Source organism: Sphingobacterium sp. GQ94, from assembly GCF_059758715.1.
In genome coordinates, this window is the sequence record NZ_JCAXEC010000027.1 from 1 (window position 1) to 22529 (window position 22529).

20 protein-coding genes are annotated in these 22529 nt (G+C 37.3%); 15 read left to right on the forward strand and 5 right to left on the reverse strand.

The window, feature by feature from the left end; translation table 11 throughout:
• Nucleotides 1–112 precede the first annotated feature (112 nt).
• The 13 genes from nirB to mobA are packed head-to-tail and all read left to right on the forward strand — an operon-like array spanning nucleotide 113 to nucleotide 15548.
• Complete coding sequence (gene nirB, locus AC6CHH_RS15980; RefSeq protein ID WP_498284685.1) at nucleotides 113–2617, forward strand: nitrite reductase large subunit NirB; 2505 nt, start codon at nucleotides 113–115, stop codon at nucleotides 2615–2617.
• A gap of 10 nt (nucleotides 2618–2627) precedes the next feature.
• A complete protein-coding gene (gene nirD, locus AC6CHH_RS15985; RefSeq protein ID WP_498284687.1) occupies nucleotides 2628–3011 on the forward strand; it encodes a nitrite reductase small subunit NirD in 384 nt (127 codons plus the stop codon).
• A 14-nt stretch (nucleotides 3012–3025) separates the two neighbouring features.
• Nucleotides 3026–4078 (forward strand): ThiF family adenylyltransferase, encoded by a 1053-nt coding sequence (locus AC6CHH_RS15990; protein ID WP_498284689.1) that lies wholly within the window; start codon nucleotides 3026–3028, stop codon nucleotides 4076–4078.
• Nucleotides 4079–4081: 3 nt separating this feature from the next.
• Nucleotides 4082–5002 (forward strand): bifunctional molybdenum cofactor biosynthesis protein MoaC/MoaB, encoded by a 921-nt coding sequence (gene moaCB / locus AC6CHH_RS15995; RefSeq protein WP_498284691.1) that lies wholly within the window; start codon nucleotides 4082–4084, stop codon nucleotides 5000–5002.
• Nucleotides 4999–6192 (forward strand): molybdopterin molybdotransferase MoeA, encoded by a 1194-nt coding sequence (locus AC6CHH_RS16000; RefSeq protein ID WP_498284693.1) that lies wholly within the window; start codon nucleotides 4999–5001, stop codon nucleotides 6190–6192. Before moaCB ends, AC6CHH_RS16000 begins: the two co-directional genes overlap by 4 nt.
• Nucleotides 6193–6203: 11 nt before the next feature.
• Nucleotides 6204–7559 carry a NarK family nitrate/nitrite MFS transporter gene (locus AC6CHH_RS16005; protein WP_498284695.1) on the forward strand — a complete coding sequence of 452 codons (1356 nt, stop codon included), beginning with the start codon at nucleotides 6204–6206 and terminating at the stop codon, nucleotides 7557–7559.
• A gap of 11 nt (nucleotides 7560–7570) precedes the next feature.
• On the forward strand, nucleotides 7571–11107 hold the full coding sequence (locus AC6CHH_RS16010) for a molybdopterin-dependent oxidoreductase (RefSeq protein WP_498284696.1): 3537 nt from the start codon (nucleotides 7571–7573) through the stop codon (nucleotides 11105–11107).
• Nucleotides 11088–12578 (forward strand): rubredoxin, encoded by a 1491-nt coding sequence (locus tag AC6CHH_RS16015; RefSeq protein ID WP_498284698.1) that lies wholly within the window; start codon nucleotides 11088–11090, stop codon nucleotides 12576–12578. Before AC6CHH_RS16010 ends, AC6CHH_RS16015 begins: the two co-directional genes overlap by 20 nt.
• Before the next feature lie 5 nt (nucleotides 12579–12583).
• Nucleotides 12584–13321 (forward strand): sulfite exporter TauE/SafE family protein, encoded by a 738-nt coding sequence (locus tag AC6CHH_RS16020; RefSeq protein ID WP_498284700.1) that lies wholly within the window; start codon nucleotides 12584–12586, stop codon nucleotides 13319–13321.
• Nucleotides 13321–14286: a GTP 3',8-cyclase MoaA gene (locus AC6CHH_RS16025; RefSeq protein ID WP_498284702.1), complete on the forward strand. Its 966-nt coding sequence runs from the start codon at nucleotides 13321–13323 to the stop codon at nucleotides 14284–14286. The genes AC6CHH_RS16020 and AC6CHH_RS16025 overlap by 1 nt, the downstream gene beginning before the upstream one ends.
• Nucleotides 14287–14289: 3 nt before the next feature.
• Nucleotides 14290–14523: a MoaD/ThiS family protein gene (locus AC6CHH_RS16030; protein WP_498284704.1), complete on the forward strand. Its 234-nt coding sequence runs from the start codon at nucleotides 14290–14292 to the stop codon at nucleotides 14521–14523.
• A 1-nt stretch (nucleotide 14524) separates the two neighbouring features.
• On the forward strand, nucleotides 14525–14962 hold the full coding sequence (locus tag AC6CHH_RS16035; protein ID WP_498284706.1) for a molybdenum cofactor biosynthesis protein MoaE: 438 nt from the start codon (nucleotides 14525–14527) through the stop codon (nucleotides 14960–14962).
• A gap of 25 nt (nucleotides 14963–14987) precedes the next feature.
• The gene (mobA, locus tag AC6CHH_RS16040) at nucleotides 14988–15548 is read left to right on the forward strand and encodes a molybdenum cofactor guanylyltransferase (RefSeq protein WP_498284708.1); all 561 of its coding nucleotides are present in this window, start codon (nucleotides 14988–14990) and stop codon (nucleotides 15546–15548) included.
• Nucleotides 15549–15595: 47 nt separating this feature from the next.
• Here the strand turns inward: mobA and AC6CHH_RS16045 are convergent, their stop codons facing one another.
• The 5 genes from AC6CHH_RS16045 to AC6CHH_RS16065 all read right to left on the reverse strand — a co-directional run bounded on the left by AC6CHH_RS16045 (nucleotide 15596) and on the right by AC6CHH_RS16065 (nucleotide 19384).
• Nucleotides 15596–17530: an AAA domain-containing protein gene (locus AC6CHH_RS16045; RefSeq protein ID WP_498284710.1), complete on the reverse strand. Its 1935-nt coding sequence runs from the start codon at nucleotides 17528–17530 to the stop codon at nucleotides 15596–15598.
• Nucleotides 17531–17589: 59 nt separating this feature from the next.
• A complete protein-coding gene (locus tag AC6CHH_RS16050; RefSeq protein WP_498284712.1) occupies nucleotides 17590–17988 on the reverse strand; it encodes a VOC family protein in 399 nt (132 codons plus the stop codon).
• 11 nt (nucleotides 17989–17999) lie between these two features.
• Nucleotides 18000–18449 carry an SRPBCC family protein gene (locus AC6CHH_RS16055; protein WP_498284714.1) on the reverse strand — a complete coding sequence of 150 codons (450 nt, stop codon included), beginning with the start codon at nucleotides 18447–18449 and terminating at the stop codon, nucleotides 18000–18002.
• Nucleotides 18450–18546: 97 nt separating this feature from the next.
• On the reverse strand, nucleotides 18547–18933 hold the full coding sequence (locus AC6CHH_RS16060) for a DoxX family protein (protein WP_498284716.1): 387 nt from the start codon (nucleotides 18931–18933) through the stop codon (nucleotides 18547–18549).
• Nucleotides 18934–18964: 31 nt separating this feature from the next.
• Nucleotides 18965–19384, reverse strand: a complete 420-nt coding sequence (locus AC6CHH_RS16065) for an SRPBCC family protein (protein ID WP_498284718.1) — start codon at nucleotides 19382–19384, stop codon at nucleotides 18965–18967.
• Nucleotides 19385–19532: 148 nt separating this feature from the next.
• On the opposite strand from AC6CHH_RS16065, the gene AC6CHH_RS16070 reads away from it, so the two are divergent.
• Nucleotides 19533–20504 (forward strand): GlxA family transcriptional regulator, encoded by a 972-nt coding sequence (locus tag AC6CHH_RS16070; RefSeq protein WP_498284720.1) that lies wholly within the window; start codon nucleotides 19533–19535, stop codon nucleotides 20502–20504.
• Between the two features lie 452 nt (nucleotides 20505–20956).
• Nucleotides 20957–22018, forward strand: coding sequence for a linear amide C-N hydrolase (locus tag AC6CHH_RS16075; RefSeq protein ID WP_498284722.1), 1062 nt, complete (start codon nucleotides 20957–20959; stop codon nucleotides 22016–22018).
• Nucleotides 22019–22529 lie beyond the last annotated feature (511 nt).

The window sequence follows — 22529 nt, forward strand, 5'->3', positions numbered from 1 at the left end:
GAAATAAGTGTGATTTTTGCATAAAATAGAGATATTCTGTTAATAAATTAGTGAAGAATAGTTGTTTTATCGAATTATATCGATTATTCAACAAAAAAAAAATAAAAGCATCATGAAGCACAAAAAAATAGTTGTAATTGGTAATGGAATGGTTGGTTACAAGTTTTGTGAAAAAATATTAGCTAAAACACGAAAAATAAACCTAACCGTCTTCGCAGAAGAAAACAGAAGAGCATATGACCGCGTTCATTTGAGTGAATATTTTAATGGAAAAACGGCAGACGAGTTATCGTTATCCACGGAAGACTGGTACAGCAGTAACGGCATAAATCTTTATCTGAACGACCCGATAACATCAATAGACAGAGCAAATAAAAAGATTTACTCTAGCAATGGTCGATCGCTCACTTACGATTATTTAATACTAGCAACAGGCTCTAGTCCCTTTGTTCCAAACATTCCTGGAATAAGCAAGAAAGGGGTCTTTGTCTATAGAACAATTGATGATCTCGATCAGATCAAGGCGTACGCAAGCAAAGCAAAAACCGGTGCTGTATTAGGGGGAGGTTTACTAGGATTAGAAGCCGCAAAGACACTAATTGATCTCAACTTGACCGAAACAAATGTCATCGAATTTGCCCCACATTTAATGCCCAGACAAATAGATTCTCAAGGAAGCGATATTCTTCAAAATAAATTAAAAGCATTAGGACTAAATGTTTTTACAAATAAAGGCACTAGCAGTATAGAAGGCGATGAAAGTATTCATGCCCTTAAATTTAGTGATGACACGGAACTAAAAACAGATATTCTGGTTATTTCTGCTGGAATTAGACCACGTGATGAGCTCGCCAAAAAATCCGGACTGGAAACTTCTCAAAGAGGGGGGATTTGTGTTAACGAATTTATGCAAACAAGTGATCCTACTATTTTTGCCATCGGAGAATGCGCTCTTTTTGAACACAATATTTATGGTTTAATTGCCCCGGGATATGAAATGGCAGAGGTTGCGGCTTGCAAAATCTGCGAAGCAGAAAAGAGCTTTAAAGGATTCGACATGAGCACTAAACTTAAATTAATCGGTGTTGATGTGGCAAGTTTTGGCAATCCATTCATTAGTGAACCTGAGGCAATAAGAATCGTTATAGAGGATAGAAACAAAGGAATCTATAAACGGATCAACATAAGTAATGATGGAAATTACCTGCTTGGTGGTATATTGATCGGAGATGCTCAAGAGTATTCCATACTACTTCAAACAGTCAATAACAACCTCATATTACCCCAAAACCCAGAGGAACTCATCCTAGGTTCAAAATCAAAAAATAAGCTCACTGGCATCATAGGACTTCCTGATGAGGCCTTAATATGCAGTTGTGAGGGAATCACCAAAGGAACAATATGTCAAGCCGTGTCTGAACAAGATTTGCAAACTCTGGATGAGGTGAAAAAATGCACGAAAGCAGGAACAGGTTGCGGGGGCTGTCTCCCAATCGTGAAAGACTTATTAACCCACACGATGCAAATGGGAGGAAAATACCTCCGAAATGTAATATGTGAGCATTTTGATTTAAACAGACAAGAACTATTTGATTTAATTAAAATTCACAATCTAAAAAATTACGATCAAGTCTTAAACAATCTAGGTCGAGGGGATGGTTGCGAAACATGCAAACCATTAGTATCCTCTGTTCTTGCCAGTATTTGGAATGATATGATCCTAAAGAAAGGGAACGATACGGCCCAAGACAGTAATGACCGTTTTTTAGCAAACATCCAAAAAGGTGGCACCTACTCCATTGTTCCTCGAGTTCCAGGTGGAGAAATAACTCCTGAGAAGTTAATTATCATTGGGCAAGTTGCCAAAAAATACAATCTATACACCAAAATCACAGGTGGTCAGCGAATTGATTTATTTGGGGCACATCTGAACGATTTACCAACCATATGGTCCGAATTAATTCATGCAGGTTTTGAAAGCGGACATGCGTATGGCAAATCATTAAGAACAGTAAAGAGCTGTGTCGGGAGTACCTGGTGCCGTTTTGGATTACACGATAGTGTTACTTTCGCAATCCAGATTGAAAATCGCTACAAAGGCTTACGATCTCCACATAAACTAAAATCTGCAGTAAGTGGATGTGTACGGGAATGCGCAGAAGCACAAAGTAAAGATTTTGGAATTATCGCAACAGAAAAAGGATGGAATTTGTATGTCTGTGGAAATGGAGGAAGCAAACCACAACATGCACAATTATTAGCATCCGATCTAGATAGCGAAACCTGCATCCGTTATATTGACCGATTTCTGATGTTTTATATACGCACAGCTGATCCTTTAGCAAGGACGGCTACATGGCTCAATAAAATGGATGGCGGAATAGACCATTTGCGAAATGTTGTCATTAATGACAGCCTTGAAATGGCAGCCCAGTGGGAATTGGAGATGCAGTCCATTGTAAACACCTATCAATGCGAATGGAAAACAGCTATTGAAGACCCACAAATCAAAAAACGATTTAATCATTTTGTAAACGCACCTCAAGAAAACGATCCAAGTATACAGTTTGAAGAAATGCGTGGACAAAAAAAGGCATCCAACTGGAATTTGGTTTAAACATCAATCTTTGACACATTCAAATAAACACGATATGATAAAATCAAAAATTAACTGGTTTCAAGCTTGCCGCATCCAAGATGCCGTAGAAAACGGAGGTGTGTGTATAAAGGCAGGAGTAGAACAAATAGCATTATTTTACTTTACAAGGCGCAATACATGGTATGCCACACAAAATCTATGTCCACACCGTAAGCAAATGGTTTTAAGTCGAGGGATGATCGGATCGGTTGGCGACGAACCCAAAGTAGCCTGCCCTTTTCATAAAAAAACATTCTCCCTATCAACCGGCGAATGCCTCAATGACAATGAATGTGCTATTGAGACATATCCAGTAAAAATTGAAGGTGATTTGGTTTATATAGGACTTAAAAATGAAGATCAGATAGCATAAAAAATAATTCCAACATGTTTAGCGAATATTATCAAGGTCATCTAAAATTAGATTTTATAGCTCATTCGGGTCAGCAAAAATTACAACAAGCTAAGGTTTTGGTGATAGGCGCTGGGGGTTTAGGATGTCCATGCCTGACTGCATTAGCTTCTTCAGGAATTGGAATGATCGGAGTGGTCGATTCAGATCAGATAAATATAAGTAATATTCAAAGGCAGACCTTATTCAACTCTAGCGATATTGGAGCAGAAAAAGCCAATGTAAGTGTCAAAGTTTTAAAACAGCGAAACCCATCAATTTTATATCAAGAACATTGTTTATTCGTCAATGAAAAAAATATTTTAAAACTAATTGACCCTTACGATATCATCGTCGATGCAACTGACAATTTTCAAACCAAATATTTAATAAACGATGCCTGTGTCAAAAAAAATAAACCACTGATTTACGGGGCATTATTTCAAACCGAAGGACAAGTAGCGGTTTTCAATTATAATGGCTCTCCGACCCTACGCTGTTTGTTTGACGAACCGGAGTTGATAGACGAAATTTCGAGTTGTGCCGATACGGGAGTTTATCTAATGTCGGCGACCATCCTCGGGAACATGATGGCAAATGAGGTCATTAAAACATTATTAAACAACCCAAACATTCTTAGCGGTAAATTACTCTCATTTAACTCCTTGGATTACACACTTATTGTTACAAGGTATCAATCCAATAGGAAATCTCGTGAAATAAGTCGATCAAGATTTAACCAAATAGAAAATGATGTAGAACTATCTGCCCATGAATTTTTAGCTAAAATAGGAACATCAACTGGTCAGTTAATCGATGTCCGAACTCCTCTGGAGCGAACAAAAAAGCATATTGGAGGAAAAAACATTCCATTCGCTGAACTAATCAGCTTAGATTTAACTCAGTTCTATGATGACGAATATTTTTATTTCTACTGTCAAACTGGAACTAGAAGCCTGTTAGCTGCAAAACAGTTTCGCTCTAAGGGCTACACCAATGCTTTCAGCCTGCGAAATGGAATTATCAATTTAAATCATGCAAACATTTGAAAAATGCGAGACATCTCTAATAAATCCATCACCCTAAGAACAGCAAGGGCTCAGGCTAAGGTTTTCATTAGCATCCCAACCATCCCATTAATAAGAAACAATAAACTCCCTAAGGGGAATCTTTTTGAAGTTGCCCGGGCGGCAGGGTTTCTGGCGGCAAAACTGACACCTCAACTTCTTCCGCATTGTCATCCAGTGGGCATTGAGTCTATGGATATCACTTTTGATATCCAACAAAAAACCCAGAGGCCCTTCATCATCATCACTGCTATGGCAAAATCAATCGGTCGAACTGGAATTGAAATGGAAACACTAACTGCCGCAACAATAGCAGCTCTTGAAATCTACGACATGCTTAAACCGCTTGATACGAATCTCGAAATATCAGAAATTAAATTAATCTCAAAAACCGGAGGAAAGAGTGAGCAAAAAAACATACTTACATCTTCATCCGCTAGTTGCGCTATATTGGTTTGTTCGGATTCTTGTGCGGCAGGAATAAGAGAAGATAAAAGTGGAATATTAATTAAAGAAATGCTACAACAAGCAAATTCTAAACCTATCTATTACAAAATATTACCAGATGAAAAGAAGGCTATTCAAAACCAAATATTGGCATGGGTCGAACAGGACATACAATTTATTTTTACAACTGGAGGAACCGGTTTAGGTCCAAGAGACAACACCGTTTCTGCCGTCAAAGAAATTCTTGAACGAGATGCAGATGGGATAACTCAAGCTATCCGTAATTACGGCCAAATGCGCACACCTTTAGCGATGATGAGCCGTGGCGTTGCAGGATCTATCTCTCAAACCCTCATTGTTACCTTACCAGGGAGCACAGATGGGGCCAGAGAATCTATGGAGGCCATATTGCCCGGTATTTTCCACGCACGAAAAATGATGATGGGAGGTGGACATTGATATCGTTTAAAGAAGCTATTTCTATTCTTGAAAAAAACAGTAAAATCTTCCAAACCGAAGAAGTAAGATTAGAAGATTCTTTAGGTCGTATACTAGCAGAGGATCTTTATGCTGACCGTGATTATCCGCCATTTAACAGAGCTGCGATGGATGGATACGCTCTATGCATGAGCGACTGGAATAAGGGCATAAGAAAATATATCATTCTAGAGACGATCTTCACAGCCCAAGCGCCAAAAAAGAAACTAACCCAAGGCACTTGCTATAAAATCATGACTGGGGCTGCTACGCCAAAGATCGCAGACCTCATTATTGCTAGAGAACAATCAGAAGAGGAAAATGAATGGGTAACATTCTTTCCGAGCGACGTCAAAAAATACCAAAATATAGCTAAACAGGGTGAAGACGTCAAAAAGGATAAAATTGTGTTATCCAAACATTTAAGATGCAACTCACAAGTGATCGCTTTACTGGCAACAATAGGGAAAGTAAAGCTTTTAGTATACAAACTTCCACAAACAACACTTATAACTACAGGAAATGAAGTGGTTAGCCCTTCTGCCAACATCCAGCCGTTTGAAATTCGAAACAGCAATTTAGTTATGCTAAAAGCAATGCTCGATCAATGGAAAATTCAACCCCTATTTTGCCAGCATGTTGCCGATGATAAAGAAAAACTTGTACACATTTTAAGCAAAGCATTGAAAACGGAGTTAATTATTATCAATGGTGGAGTTTCCGCAGGTGATGCTGATTTCATTCCGACAACTCTTAAAGAATTAGGCGTAGAAATTCTATTTCATAAAGTAAGTATTCGGCCAGGAAAACCACTATTGCTAGCGAAAGCGAAATCAGGTAGCCTAATTTTTGCACTCCCTGGAAACCCGCTTTCCTGTCTCACAACCTTTAGCATTTTTGTAGAACATTATCTCAGTTTTTGCTCTGGACTTTCTAAAAGAACTCATAGATACATTCCATTTGAACAAAATAGAACCAAAACACATAAGCTAACCGAATTTTTTCCAGTAAAGATGAATGATCATGGAAAACTACAACCTATCTCTTTTAATGGCTCAGGAGATATAACTTCCTATGTCTATGCAAATGGTTTGGTTATGCAGGCTGCCGACTCCCAATATATCGTTAAAAACCAGGTAGTAGATTTCTTTCCTTTTTTTCTTAGTCAATAAGTCCAAATTAAATGACAAGCCAAGACATCAATAAAAAAACAAGCACCAAAGAAATGAACGATTTTAAACCGCTCAGAAAGCTCAATATATTCTCCACAAAAGGCATTCAAATGCGAAGTTTCCATCTGAGCTGGATAACCTTTTTCTTTTGTTTTTTTGGTTGGTTTGGGGCAGCTCCTTTGATGCCAATGATCAGAGAAAACCTAAACCTCAGTAAAGATCAGATTGGAAACATCATCATTGCATCAGTTTCAGCAACCATTGTTGCAAGACTCCTTTTCGGAAAGTTATGCGATAGCCTTGGCCCGCGTTTATCTTATACAATTCTTTTAGTGATGGGATCTATCCCAGTGATGTGCATTGGTTTAAGCAATAGCTACGAAAGCTTTATTGTTTTTCGATTTCTCATCGGTATCGTTGGAGCATCTTTTGTGATTACGCAATTCCACACCTCGATGATGTTCTCTCCGAATATTCTCGGAACAGCAAATGCAGTAAGTGGAGGTTGGGGAAATTTAGGTGGTGGAGTTACAAATCTTATTATGCCCTTGCTAGCAGCAGGCTTTGCAGCTTTAGGCTTTGTTAGTACAACAGATTCATGGAGATTAGCCATGGTGGTTCCTGGAATCATCTTATTGATTTTGGCATTTTTATATTATAAATATACTAAAGATACACCGGCTGGAAATTTTAAAGATTTAGAAATAAACCCAGCAAAAAAGAACCAAAAAGGATCCTTTATCAAGGCATTAAAAGACTACAGAACTTGGGTCCTTACCCTAGCCTACGGAGCATGTTTCGGAATTGAGATTACTGTAGACAATGTCGCAGCAACGTTCTTTATGGACCAATACGGCACCTCTATAATTATGGCAGGCGCATTGGCTAGCATATTTGGAGGCATGAACCTTTTCGCACGAGCCCTTGGAGGATATTTAAGTGACCAGGTTGGCAAATCTTATGGCATTCGTGGCAAAGGAGTATTATTAGGAGCCTTATTGATTTTAGAAGGTATTGGCATCACACTGTTTGCGCATTCAAGCAGTATTTTCTTGGCTATCGCATCCATGTTATTTTTTGCGTTATTCCTTAAAATGGCCAATGGAAGTACCTATGGAATAGTTCCATTTATAAATAAAGATTCAATTGGGACGGTGAGCGGAATAGTTGGAGCAGGAGGAAATCTTGGAGCCATGATGGTTGGCTTCCTGTTTAAGGCCGAAACATTCAGCTACGCCGATGCCTTTCATTACATTGGGATTGGAGTTGCAGTTTGCGGTCTATTGGTATTTATGACCAAATTCAAAACACAGGATATGCAAAAACAACAAATTCTTAATCCAGAATTAATTCAAGAAAAAATTTAAAATTCAATAAAATGCCAGGTCAAAGAAGTAAAACTTATACGAGTACTTGCTGTTACTGCGGAGTTGGATGTGGCGTGAAAATAAAAGTCGACAAAAACCAAAACATTAGTGTACAAGGAGACTTAAATCACCCTGTGAACAAAGGAATGCTTTGCAGTAAAGGGCTAAATCTACAGTATACCGTTAATGATAAAAGTGACCGACTCCTGTTTCCTCAGATGAGGTATAACAAGAATATGCCTCTTGAAAAGGTAAGCTGGGATGAGGCCTTGAGTAGGACAGCCGCTGTTTTCAAGACCTTTATTGAAAAGTATGGGCCAGATTCGGTTGCGTTTTATGCCTCAGGACAATGCCTGACAGAAGAATATTATGTTTTAAACAAACTTATCAAAGGTTTCATCGGCAGCAATAATATTGACACCAACTCGCGCTTATGCATGAGCAGTGCAGTAACTGCATATAAAATGTCACTAGGTGAAGACAGTGTCCCCATTTGTTACGATGACATCGAACTAGCTGATTGTTTTCTAGTTAGCGGAGCAAACCCAGCCTGGTGTCATCCTGTACTTTGGCGCAGAATCGAAGCCCATAAATCGACCAATCCAGAAGTTAAAATTATCCTGGTTGATCCTAGGGCTACAGATTCAACTAGCCTAGCAGACCTTCATTTACAAATTAATCCTGGAACAGACATTACACTGAATTATGCAATCGGCAGAATCATAATTGAACAAGGGGACATCGATACGCAGTTCATAGACCAACATACAGAAGGTTTTAACGAATATAAACAAAGAGTATTTCAAAGAACTTTATCTGAATCTGCAAGCATCTGCGGACTTAATGAACAAGATATAAAACTAGCAGCCCATTATATTGGACAATCTAACGCATTTTTAAGCATGTGGACGATGGGATTAAATCAAAGTACAATTGGGGTAAATAAAAACCTAAGCATAATCGACTTAAATCTCATCACTGGAAAGATCGGAAAGCCAGGTTCAGGACCATTTTCTTTAACGGGCCAGCCTAATGCAATGGGGGGGCGTGAAGTTGGTGGGCTAGCCAATTTGTTACCAGCTCATCGTGATTTAGCACACGAAACAGATCGAAAGGAAGTACAACAATTTTGGAATGGTGTAAATATTTCAGAAAAACCAGGCCTTACAGCTACTGAGATGTTTGAAGCATTAGACGATGGTCGATTAAAAGCAATATGGATACTTTGCACCAATCCTTTAACCAGTCTACCGAATGCAAGATTTGCGGAGAATGCGCTCCAGAAAGCAAAATTTGTAGTCGTCCAAGAAATAAGTAACACCGCCCAAACTCTTAACTATGCAGACGTTATCCTGCCAGCAGCGGCTTGGACTGAAAAGGAAGGTACCATGACCAACTCCGAAAGGCGTATCAGTCATTTACAAAAAGTATCCGATCCTCCGGCAGAGGCTATGGCTGATGCAGAAATTATTTGCCGTTTTGCTCAAAAAATGGGATATCATGGTTTTGATTATGCCACCATGGAGGAAATTTTCATCGAACACACAAAACTAACACACAAAACTAACATCAGTATAGAAGGATTAGATTACGCTAAAATTCAAAAATGCAATACCATCCAATGGCCATATAATAAATCGTCAGAATTAGGCACAACACGCTTATTTACAAACCACCACTTTTACACACCTTCAAAAAGAGCCTTCATTCACTCGCCAACAGATAATCTCAATAGTGAATTACCAGATCGGGAATACCCTTTTATATTAACCACCGGTAGAATACGGGATCAGTGGCATACAATGTCCAAAACAGCGAAAGTCAGTAAATTAAAACAACATATTCAACAGACATACTTGGAAATTAACCCTTTGGATGCTTCCAAACTTAAAATAGAAGATCGACAAATAGTTGTGGTAAAATCCAGACGAGGAGAAGTTCAAGTAAAGGCCAGAATATCAAATAGCATCAAACAGGGTGTTGTATTCCTACCCATGCATTGGGGAAAAATTTTAGGATCAGACCTTAACCGGGCCAATAATCTAACTAGCCCATTAGTGGACCCGGTATCCAAAGAGCCAGATTTTAAGTATTGTGCAGTTAACATCCAAAAATTCAAAAAGAAAACTCAGCGCATCCTTGTTATTGGTGCAGGGGCTGGTGCCCATGGGTTTATCCGCAGATACAGAGAAATTAATTCCGTGGATTCTATAACCGTCTTTAATCGAGAAGACCAGCCCTTTTACAACAGAGTGATGTTGCCAGATTACATTAGCGGTACACAACATTGGGATCAGCTTATAAAAATGACTCCAAAGGAACATAAAGAACTTAACATCAATTATTTACAAGGATTATCTATAGATAAAATTGACTTAAAAAGAAAATTGCTAACTGACGATCAAGGTAATAACACATCTTTTGATATCTTGATTATGGCCACGGGCAGCCGGGCAACTTTACCTAAAAATACACCAAGTCTACCTGGAATCTTTACCATGAGAGATCGGGAAGATGCAGATAATTTTAAAAAGCATATTTCAAAAAACTCTCATGTGGTAATCGTTGGTGGAGGACTATTGGGATTAGAAATGGCTGCTTCACTTCGGGAGATCGGACTCCGCATCACTATTGTACAACGTGTCTCACGATTTCTAAACCGTCAATTAGATTCCATAGGAAGTCAACTCTTACATGAGGAAATGGTAGATCAAGGTTGCGATATCTATTATAATGATGAGGTCCAAATTTACTATGGCCGAAGCAAAGTAACGGGAATTGAATTAAAAAGCGGACATAAAATAGACTGCGATGCCGTGATTCTCGCCATAGGGACAACTCCCAATATAGAACTAGCAAAAGATTGTGGGTTGGAATGTAACAGGGGTATTTTAGTCAATGAGCGCTTACAAACCAGTGATCCTTCAGTTTACGCGATAGGTGAAATTGCCGAATTTCAAGGAACTTTATATGGAATAACAGCCGCCGCAGAACAACAAGCTGAAGTGGTTGCGAATTATCACAATGGCGACATTAGCGCCTATTACCAAGGTAGTTTATTTATGAATATAATTAAAATACACGGATTTGAAATGTGTAGTATTGGATTAAGTGAGTCACCTAATGATATAGATTATGAAGAGATTATATTTATAGATAAAGCAAAACGCTATTATAAAAAATGCATAATACATCAGGACAAGCTTGTAGGAACTATTCTTATTGGAGATAAAAGCGAATTTTTAGAATTCAGAGAATTGATTGCTAATAAAACAGAATTGAGCGAAAGACGAATACACCTACTACGAAATGAAAAAAAAACAAATCCAATTATTGGTAAACTAGTTTGCAGCTGCAATCAGGTAGGTACAGGGAACCTGGAAAAACAAATTCAATCCGGAATCCACGACTTAAAACAACTGTGTGAATCAACAGGAGCAGGAATGGGTTGCGGATCTTGCAGACCAGAGGTCAAACAAATCCTACAAAAATCAATTGAATACAATGTCTCAGAAACGGTAAACCAATATGCAAATCCGAACCCATAAATTCCATCAGATTAAAATAAACCTTGCAGGCGGAATCGTATCTGTGGGCGATCTTTCGATGATCATGGAAATCTTGAAAAATGCAGGTATCAAACATATTCGGTTTGGAGGTCGTCAACAACTTTATTTTTGCGCAAAGCCTCAACAATTAAATGAAATAGAAAATGGCTTTCAGAGCAGCAAAATAGATTTAGAGATCGATACAGATTTACATCCCAATATCGTGAGCTCGTATGTTGCTGCGGATTTATTCAACAACTCAAACTGGCTTCGTGAGGGCATCTACAAGGATATATTGGATTCCATAAATTACAAACCATCTTTAAAAATTAATTTGGTAGATGATAGTCAAACATTAATTCCATTTTTTAGTGGCAATTTAAACTACATATCCTCAGATATCGGAAATTATTGGCATTTATACTTAAGGTTCCCAAAAACCAACACCATACATTATTGGTCCTCATTGATTAATTCACAGGACATAGCCCCACTTAGTGAACTAATTGAAAAACAAATACTTAATAATAAGGATTTATATTTTGATCAGCTTAAAATTGATGGCCAGCAATTTGAGAACCGAATCAGAACATTAAGCGACTTCATATTTCAAAATCCAGGATCTCCCTTGACACTCCCCTTTTTTCAGGTCCCTTATTATGAAGGATTCAATAAATACAACCAAAGTTATTGGTTGGGAATATACCAAAGAAATGAGCTGTTCTCTATTGATTTATTAAGGGATTTATGTGCTGTATGCAGCAAAACGCGAATTGGTCAGATCTATACAACAACTTGGAAATCAATCATTATAAAAGATGTAGCACCAATCGATCGTAGGTTTTGGAATGTAGTTTTGGATAAAAACAGAATCAATGTTCGTCATGCTTCCAATGAACTGAACTGGCAAACCGAAGATTTATGTGAGGAAAGTCTTCAATTAAAACAGGAATTGATTCGTAAATTTAACGACTACGATATCCGGACTTTCAAGCTTTGCTTTGCCATCAAAATAAATCCTAAAAGTGGCTTATTTGGATCAATCATAATCAAAAAACAAAACCAAACAACTTCCAAAAACTCACCACCGTTATTTGATCTTTTCTATACAGAAGAATTTAACCCCAATGCTGTTCAATGTCATACCTATAAAAAAAACATCCCAAGAGCAAACATATGCTCATCGGTCATTCAGCTCTGTGAATATTACTATCAGCAGCAGACCCTGAGAGCTGGCAAACCCGAACAGAATAATCTCTGGATGAATCAAAATTCTGAACAAAAGAAAACATATCTCCATCAATGCCCGAAATGCTTAAGTCTATATGATGAGTTTTGGGGAGATCCAGATAGAGGCGTTGCAAAGGGGATATTGTTCGAAAACCTTCCTGAAGATTATACGTGCATGTTATGTGAAACAGTCAAGACAGAGTTTATTAAAATACCAAAAAATAATATTCAAGCTATCTAAAAAACATGGAATACACAATCATCCTCTGTTTCGCCCTATACTTAACTGGATTTCTTTATTCATCAGTTGGACATGGTGGAGCAAGTGGATATATTGCCATCCTTTCCTTGTTTAGCATTCCTATTCTTACCTACAAACCAATGATCCTAATCTTGAATATTTTAGTTGCGGGAATAGGTTTTTACCAATTTCATAAAGAAGGGCATTTCAAATGGGAATTATGCAGAACATTTCTTATCACCTCTATTCCGGGGGCTTTCTTGGGTTCTAAATTTCCTCTCGAAGATAACTTATACCATTACCTATTAGGAATCGCATTGATACTTCCAATCTTAAAGCTCTTTGGCATTCATCCCAGTGAAACCGATCCTGATCGAGTAAGAAAAGTAAAAATCATACCTGCCTTATGTATTGGCCTTTTAGTAGGTTTATTTTCAGGAATGCTAAATATTGGAGGTGGCATTTTTTTAAGTCCAATTCTACTGCTTTTAGGCTGGGCAAATCTTAAACAAGCAGCAGCGACCTCTGCCCTATTTATTGTTCTAAATTCCTTTAGTGGTTTAATTGGGAGTGTTGAAACAATCAGTATAACTCCTTCATCTGCGAGCTGGTTTATTTTTGCTGTCCTTGGTGGACTCACAGGTTCTTATTTTGGCAGCAAGAAATTTCAACTCGTGACACTACGATACTTATTAACACTTGTACTCAGCATAGCATCCATCAAACTTATATTTTTCATGTAATGGAATCAATCAAAGACAACTTAAATCGAAGTTTTAAAACGCTACGCGTTAGCTTAGTAAACACGTGTAATTTAGCATGCACCTACTGTAGTTGTAGTCAGGATAATGAAAAAGGAAAACAATCTATTTCTAGTAAACAAAACACGATCAGCGCAAAACAATTAATAGAAATCATTCAAAAGCTACATAAGCGTCTAGAACTTCAATCTGTCCGATTTACAGGAGGTGAACCTTTACTTTATAGAGATCTTACTTATTTAATCGGTGAAACAAAAAAATTAGGCATATCGAATCTGAATCTCACAACGAACGGTTTGTTGCTAGAAAAAAAAGCCGAAAGCTTAAGAAAGGCTGGATTAAAATCCATCAATATTTCCCTGGATGCCACTGATCCTGAGACATTCTTCAAATTATCCAGACGACATGGTCTAAAGAAGACTTTCAAAGGGATCGATGCAGCGCTGCAGGCAGGCCTTGCAGTCAAAATAAATTCAGTTATCATCAAAGGGCAAAACGAGAACCAGGTACTCCCCTTGTTAAAATATGCTGAGGAAAAACAGATTATTATTCGATTTTTAGAAATCATGGCCATGGGGCATTTACATCAGAACATAACGGATTCCTTTTTTTCTCAATCAGAAATTTTGAGTTTAATACGTTCAGAATATCAGTTTAGCCCACTTGTCCGAAAAAAAGGTGCAACAGCGAATTACTGGCAAACTACCAAAGGTAATCTTTTTGGTATCATAGCCAATGAAAGTCAACCGTTTTGCGGGGATTGTAACCGATTACGATTAGATTCGAATGGAAATATTTATGGTTGTCTTAGCAGCGATCATCCTATTTCTATTAAAGGTTCCTTAGAAAAATCAGAATTAGAACAACGGATTCAGGAAGCATTAGCTCAGAAACAAGACATAAAATTTAAAGGAAGCTCATTAAGTATGCTTCATATTGGAGGATAAGCCATGAAAATAAACGTATATGCCATTTTAAAAAACTATTTCGAACCTGAGTTCGAAATCTCCTGCCTTGCAGCTACAATCCACGAATTAAGAGAACATCTTTCAAAAGTAAAACCAGAGGCCTCTGGAGTCCTTAAACAATGTAGATTTGCTATACAAGATGAATTTGTAAACGATCAATACCCGATAAACTCAGAAGACCATATCGTGATCATTCCCCCAAGTAGCGGAGGTTGACATGGAAAGAATTACCAATAACGAAATTAATCTAGTAGAACTACTTGCAAACTCGCATTGTAAGAGTGCTGGAGCAATCGTCTTATTCAGTGGTGAAGTTCGAGATCACAACCTAGGAAAACGTGTAGAATTTCTCGAATATGAAGCCCATATTTCCATGGCAAGTAAAATGATAGACAACATACTTCAAGAAGCTAAAAAACGATGGTCGCTACATTTTGCAATAGCCCAACACAGAATCGGCAAGGTAAAAATCACTGAATCTGCCGTGGTCGTCATAACCGCATCCTCGCATCGAGAGGCTGCCTATCAAAGCAACCAATACATTATTGAGAAGATCAAACACGAGGTTCCAATTTGGAAATGTGAATATTTTTCAGATGGAAGGAAAGAATGGGGTAACAATTGCAATTGTAAAATATCCAAAAAAAGCCATTAAAACACCTTCATAAATATGATAAGGAATGATCAAAGGAATTATATTATCGGGGGGCACAAGTAGTCGAATGGGGCGAGACAAAGGCTTAATACCCATTAAAAACATCAATTGGTCGCTACTTGCATCTCAAAAATTAAAAGCATTAAATATCTTGACTGAACTTTCCATTAATAGCTCTCAAATAAATAACTATTTGCCTTATTTTGATTCTAAAGATCTCATCATAGATAATTGTGTTGCCAAAGGGCCACTTCAGGGAATCCTTAGCGCACATCTTAAATACCCACAGCATGATTTAATGATATTGGCTTGCGATATGATAGAAATGAAAATAGAAACATTAAAATTCCTAAAGTCAATCAAGACAAAACACCCAGGATATGATTGTTATTTATATTCAGAAGCAGATCAGATGGAACCCTTATGTGCTATCTATTCTTGCACTTTCTTAAAGGAATTAGCTGAAAAACTAAAAGAAGGAACATTGGTCAATTTTTCATTGCGTAAAATTATTCAGGATAAACGGTATATATCTCTGCCCATCCAGGACCAATCGGATTTTAGAAACTATAACACCCCAACATAAAGCATCAAAAAAGTACGACCTCCTTTGAAAATCATAACAGAGAGCTGTTACACCAGTCCCATATCCCATTCCCAAACAGTATGATACCCATCAATTTCGGATACGTAATCAATAAAATTGTTATAAAAGGTATGAAAGCCAACGGTACTGCTATCTCCTATCACAATTAGCTTTCTTTTTGCTCTGGTCATCGCGACATTCATTCGCCGGATATCCGACAAAAATCCTATTTGCTGTTGGGCGTTACTTCTGGTTAATCCGATATAAATAATATCCTTTTCTTGACCTTGAAAACTATCTATTGTATGAATTTGGATAGCGTTCAAAAAAGGTTTGATTTGCTCATCTTTGCCTAACAGCTCTTTTAAAAAAATTGATTGCCGACGATACGGAACAATCACCCCAATGCTGGGAAATTGCTCCATCACGGGATATGATTTGCTTAATTTCTCCAAAAGTTCGAGTAAATGCATTTTTAAGAACAAACCTTCCGAAGAATTATAAATTCCATCCTCAACAACAATCTCTTCTAAAGAAGCCCCTGCGGTATCAATAAATACTACAGGAGAAGAATCACCGATCAGTAACCGATTTGAGACTGAGGGGTCCGCTGTTAACTGATTTGAATAAAGAGTTTTTGAGGGGTATTGCATAATCTGTTCATGCATTCTATATTGAACATTCAGTAAAGCCACTTCATCGGGGTACAGCTTAACTAATTTTTCAAATAGTGTCCGATACAGACCATCCTTTGCCTTGTTGGTTGATTTCACTGTGGGTGGCAGTTGACAGTGATCTCCAGCCAAGACAATTGAATTTCCTTTCAAAATAGGGATCCAACAAGCAGGTTCCAGCGCCTGAGCAGCTTCATCAATTATTACCGTTTCATAATTTCTATCTCGAATCGTATGATGATTTGAACCGACTAAGGTTGCAGTAATCACCTCAGCCTTGCCAAGAATATCCTGAGTGAGGTAATCCTGAATTTGATCGATTTCGGTTCTAATCTTCGCCGCTTCATTGAATAAAGCCTTTCTTTGTTCCCGTTCAGATTTACCAAAACTACGTTTGTATTTGTGACCCATATCAAGATAGGCACGAGCCTGCTTTTCCAAAGTCTTAATTTCCTTATTCGATGGATGTAGATGTGTTTTGGCGTCCAAGGTCAACTCATGTAGATGATCAGAAACACGAACAGGATTTCCAATACGCACAACTGAAATACCTTGTGCGTCTAACCGTTCTGTTAATATATCAACAGCAGTATTGCTAGGGGCCACCAGTAAAATTTGTTTCTTATTTTTAGCTAGTAATGCCTTTACAGCCTTAATTAAGGTCGTTGTCTTGCCTGTTCCTGGAGGTCCATGAAGAATGGTTAACGGACGCTCGTCCAACATCCTTATAATCGCCTGATTCTGACTTACATTCAGTGAGGGATCTAACAAATCAGATACAGTCTCATAGACAAAATCGCTACTTAATAAAGGTTCTTGAGCCGTTATCCATCGAATGAGTTTCCCTTTTTCTTGATGAGCACTCAACTCTTTTGCTTGGAGAAGTGCAGTATGCATCTCTTTATATGAATTTTCATCGAACAAAAGGTCAACACCTAACTTTCCTCTTCTAGTCCAATCAGGGAGTTCATCAATTCTAAAAGAAATTCGCATGGTATCTCTATTCACGAAAGCCACGATTCCGTTCAGGCGATCCTGGATTGGATCATGGTTTGAGAATAAGGAAACAGGCATACCAAACCGAAATTTATGTCCCTCTTGTAAATTATTAGTTTTATTAATGGTAATGGATAAATAATCTCCTCGACCTAATTCGCTCTGTTTAATAGAAATAGGAAACCAGGTAACCCCAACCGCTTTGCGTTCTTGAAGACTATTTTTTAACAATAAGCATTCATGCTGCTCCTTATCGTATTTCTTCTCCTGAATTAATAAATCAATTAGCTCTTCAAAATAATTCGTTTCCATTTACCGCAATTAAACCATACAAAGAAACGGCTTTTTTTGAGGATGTCCTATTTAAAGCGTTACCCGAATACCCATCTTACGCCAAAAGGATCAATTACTTCAATTAATCTTTGATTCTCATCTGTATAATTGGGAGGAAAATAAAAATTCGCATTCAGTTTGTGAATCCATTCGCTGCGTTCTTGGTCATTGTCGGATTTTAAGAAGATTGAAATGTGATTGCCAACTCTCCTGCCTTCTTGGTGTACCAAATCAGAGCCATGTATGACAATCCGATCAGAAACCAGCGATCCAATGATAACAGGTTGCTGCTGATAATCGGCAATTCGTTCTTCAAAATCTTCAAATTGCAATCGGCCCCCAAAACATGTTTGATAAAATGTGAGGGCCTTCTTGCAATCTCCAGAAAAAGTAATAAAAACTGAACTGGTTACATTAACTCGGCTTTTGGTACTCATAATCAAGTTTACTAAGCATCGGGAATTTCTGGTTCAACAAGTCTAGATAATTTATCAAGTGAATCTTGCCATCCTAAATAGCACATTTCAGCTGGTATGGCCAAAGGAACCCCTGACTGAACTATTTTAAGATCGGTACCGCCCATCACCTGCTTTAAATCAATCGTGGTGACCATTTCCCCTGGTAAATTAGGATCATCAAATCTATCCATGTATTTAAGATGTTCATTTGCTCTTATTTCCAGAAATTCTCCACCAAATGAATCAGAACCCCCTGTAGTAAAATTAATAAATGTCATTCTAAACTTACCACCAACTTTAAAGTCCATTTCTTGTACAGTACATAAATAACCGTACGGCGGTAGCCAGGTGGAATGTGCTAGTGGATCAGAAAAAGCCCTGAATAATTTTTCCGGCGTTGTTTTAATGACCCGATGAAGTGTGATTGTTTGATTTTCCATTACTATTAGATTTTAATTTGTAAAAATTATTTTTTGATTTTGATTTCGCATATATTCAGATATCCCTTAATAGACTAACAAACCCCAGGAAGGATTGTCAATAATTCGATTTCGCATAACTCTGAATCTTCGTGTTATATTTATAAGATAGAATTAAAATCCCTAGAAAAATAAGAGGCAATAACATGTAGAAGATGTTCTGATCAACATATGCATGACTTATAAATGCAAAGATTAGATTAAAGGCCAGGCCAGCATACGCCCATTCCATTAGTTTTGCAGGTGTTCCTGGGTAGGAAATAGCAAAAACACCAAGTACTTTGCAGAAAATAAGTGCATAAGCAAAGTAATCCGGGTAACCTAATGCCCTTGTTCCCACGTTCACTTGATCTGGAGCGAATAACACAGTAGTCAATGGCATCACTCCCTCCCATAAAATTAGAATGATCGTGGTTATCCAAAAAATTATTTTATTTTTTTTCATAAATATACTTCAGTTAGAATTTAAACTTTAACTATTTGGATTCAATATAGCGAACAAAATTATTGATAATCGCCTGCCAACCCTGTTTCTGAAATTCAGGATCATTCTGTTCTTCAGCATCAAAAGTTGTTTCAATAATGGTTGTCCCATCCAACTCGGTGAACCTAGTACTCGCCTTTCTTCCATCACTCATGGTATAGGCAATTTCTTTATGAAGGTCTACTATATCATAAATTCCTTCAAAGTCGAAACCGAAACTTCCATCTTTGGCCTCCATTCGATTTTTAAACTTACCACCAACCCTTAAATCATTCTCACTACTTGGCGTGTGCCAACTAGGGTCCGCTGAATTCCATTGCATAATATCGCTTGGTGTATTCCAAACTTTCCAAACTTTTTCTATAGGGCGATCTACTGTGGCCTCCACTACAATCTTTTCTACTTTAACCATTGTTTATATTTTTTGTTTATACTATTTTATTAATCAAATCTACGAGGGATTAAAAAATTCTACCTAGTGTGAATGCGACAAATCAAGGGGGTAAAATGACAAATATTTTTTTGTTATTTTTATTCTTTAAATAAATACTTAAACTATTATGCGCATTTCGATATTTGTACCTGAATATGGAGCCATTGAAGGGGTTACGCCCGCATTTAGAAGCTTTAATATGGCCAATGAGTTCTTAGAAGCATTTGGTAAGCAAGCTATCTTTCAAGTTGAATATGTAGGTTTAGGTGCATATGTACCAGCGAATAATGGCGAATACACAATTAGAACGGATAAATTACTAAGGGATGTCACCCAAACAGACCTATTAATCATCCCTCCCACATTTGGTCTTACCAGTAAAGGTATTTTAGATAATGCACCGGCAATACCTTATATAACCAAACTACATCAACAAGGAGCTAGTTTAGCCAGTTTATGTGTTGGTGCGTTCCTTTTAGCTGAGACAGGTTTACTCGACGGAAAAAAATGTTCTACCCATTGGGCTCATATCAGTGAATTTAGAGAAAGATACCCCGAAGTAGAAATTGAAGATGGAGCCATAATCACTGAAAATGATAATATTTACAGCAGTGGAGGTGCCAACAGTTTATGGAATTTACTTTTATACCTAATCGAAAAATATTCTGATCGAGAAACTGCTGTTTTACTTGCAAAATATTTTGCCCTGGACATAGGTCGGAACAGCCAATCTCAATTTGCTATTTTCAGAGGTCAAAGGAGTCACGGAGATACTGATATTCAGCTAGCACAAGATTACATCGAAAAACACTACGAGGACAAAATAACAATTGAGACTTTGGCAAATTTGGTGAATTCAGGACGAAGAACTTTCGAGCGACGTTTTAAAATTGCAACAAACAACACACCCATAGAATATATACAAAGAGTACGAATTGAAGCTGCCAAGCTCTCCTTTGAAGCGTCAAGAAAAAACGTTTCTGAAATTATGTATGACGTAGGCTATACAGACACAAAAGCTTTTAGAGATGTTTTTAAAAAAATTACAGGTCTGACACCCATTGAATATCGAAACAAATTTGCAAGACTGGTAAACTAAGTCAATCATTAATTTGAGTAATTAGTTTTCTTTGATAGAACCTCGTCTAAAATCAGATTTAAACGGGTTAACCTTATACTTAGCAGAGAAGGCTTTAAATACTCAGTCAAGAAATGTAATAGATAGCAATTCAATCTGAATAAAACGCGTGAAATACAAAATGGATTTTCAGTTTTAAATTTAAAGAACATATAGGCACCCTTTAACTTATATGAAAAAACTAAATATTTTAGATTGGATGTGGTTTATATAGATTTTAACACACGAAGCTTATATAAAACAGATACAACCCTGATATAAAAGAAGTTATTAATACATGTATCAATTTCATTACTTTTCATATTGGAATAATTAGATAAATAAATTTTCTTTACATTGCTATTATATTGCCAATTTCGAGAAAGAGCAATACACACCAAATTTGAACCATACTCAAACTAAAAAATATTCCTATGTGTACAGGCATTCAATTAAAAACATTAGGTGGCGCTCCTATTTACGGACGAACTATGGAATTTGCAAATGATCTGAAATCACAACTTCTTGTGATCCCAAAAGATACTACGTTTACAGGCGCCGGACCGAAGGTTGGTGGAACTGGAAAAAGCTGGACATCCAATTACAATATCACGGGTCTTAATGCAAGCAACCTACATCGTATTATTGATGGAATCAATTCTGATGGACTGTCCGTGGGTGCATTTTATTTCATCGGATATGCAGGCTATATGAATGTAACAAAAGAAGATTCAACCAATTCAATTTGCTCAACAGATTTACCAACCTATTTATTGTCATTGTGTAAAAATATCGAAGAGGTAAAAAAAGCATTACCAAACATTAAAGTCAACGATGGGGCCTACGGAGATAGTAATGCGGTTCCTTTACATTATAACATACACGATGCTCAGGGAAATGTCCTAGTTGTCGAGTATATAAATGGCGAGCTTCAAATGAATGATAATCCACTTGGTGTATTAACCAACTCACCCGAATACAATTGGCACGCTACGAATCTCAAAAATTACATTAATCTATCTTCCCTAAACAAGGCGCCTATGGTTCTGAGTAACAATATGGATCCTGAAAATCCACTTTTAATCAAACCCACAGGCCAAGGAACCGGGTTTTTAGGAATTCCAGGTGATTATACACCTCCCTCTCGTTTTATTCGGGCTGTTGCTTACTCCCATCACTCCAAGAGAATGGAGCGCAATGAAAACACAGTTCTTCAGGCATTCCATATCTTGAACGCATTTGATATTCCCCTTGGCACTATTCGTCAAATTGAAGATAAAGGGAAACTGAGTTTGGAATATACACAATGGACAGTCGCTAGTGATTTACGACAGGCTAAATTTTATTTTCATACCCATGAAGATAGAACCATTCGAGTTATTGACCTTGCACATTGGAATTTTAAAAACAAAAATATTGTCGTCATTGAAATCAACCAAAAACCTACCATCTTAAATGCCGCGGACCTTCCTAGTAAAGAAGTTCCTGCATCATAATTTTGTTTTTCGAATCATGGGTCATTGATTGAATCTTGATCTGTGATTCGAATAGTATAACCTTACTATCCTTATTGTTTATTGTCTTCATCCTCAATGGTATCGGATAGATATAAATTAAAACAGAATCGTTTTCACCAGGTCTTTATCTGATTTGAAGACTTATGAATTTCAAAAGTTATTGAAGTTTAATAAGATGGCACAAGATTAACAAGACAATCCTTTAGATGGAATAAGATTAGATACCATTATTGAAGTATTTTAGAAAATATAGGGCGTGTTTTTAATGGGTGATGTGGTATAAAAATTTTCCAACCCCAATACCCAATAAGAAAATTAACACGAGGATTAAGATTAGAATAAAGATTTTTTTTGGACTATCTATTTTGATACTTTTCATCATTTTGGGATTTAAGTAAGTGAACTGCCCGTTTGCTAAAGACAAATGGGCTTCGGGTTTCGCAGACTTATGCTTTGTACTAAAGTCTTATTTCAGTCTCCGCCCGTGTGC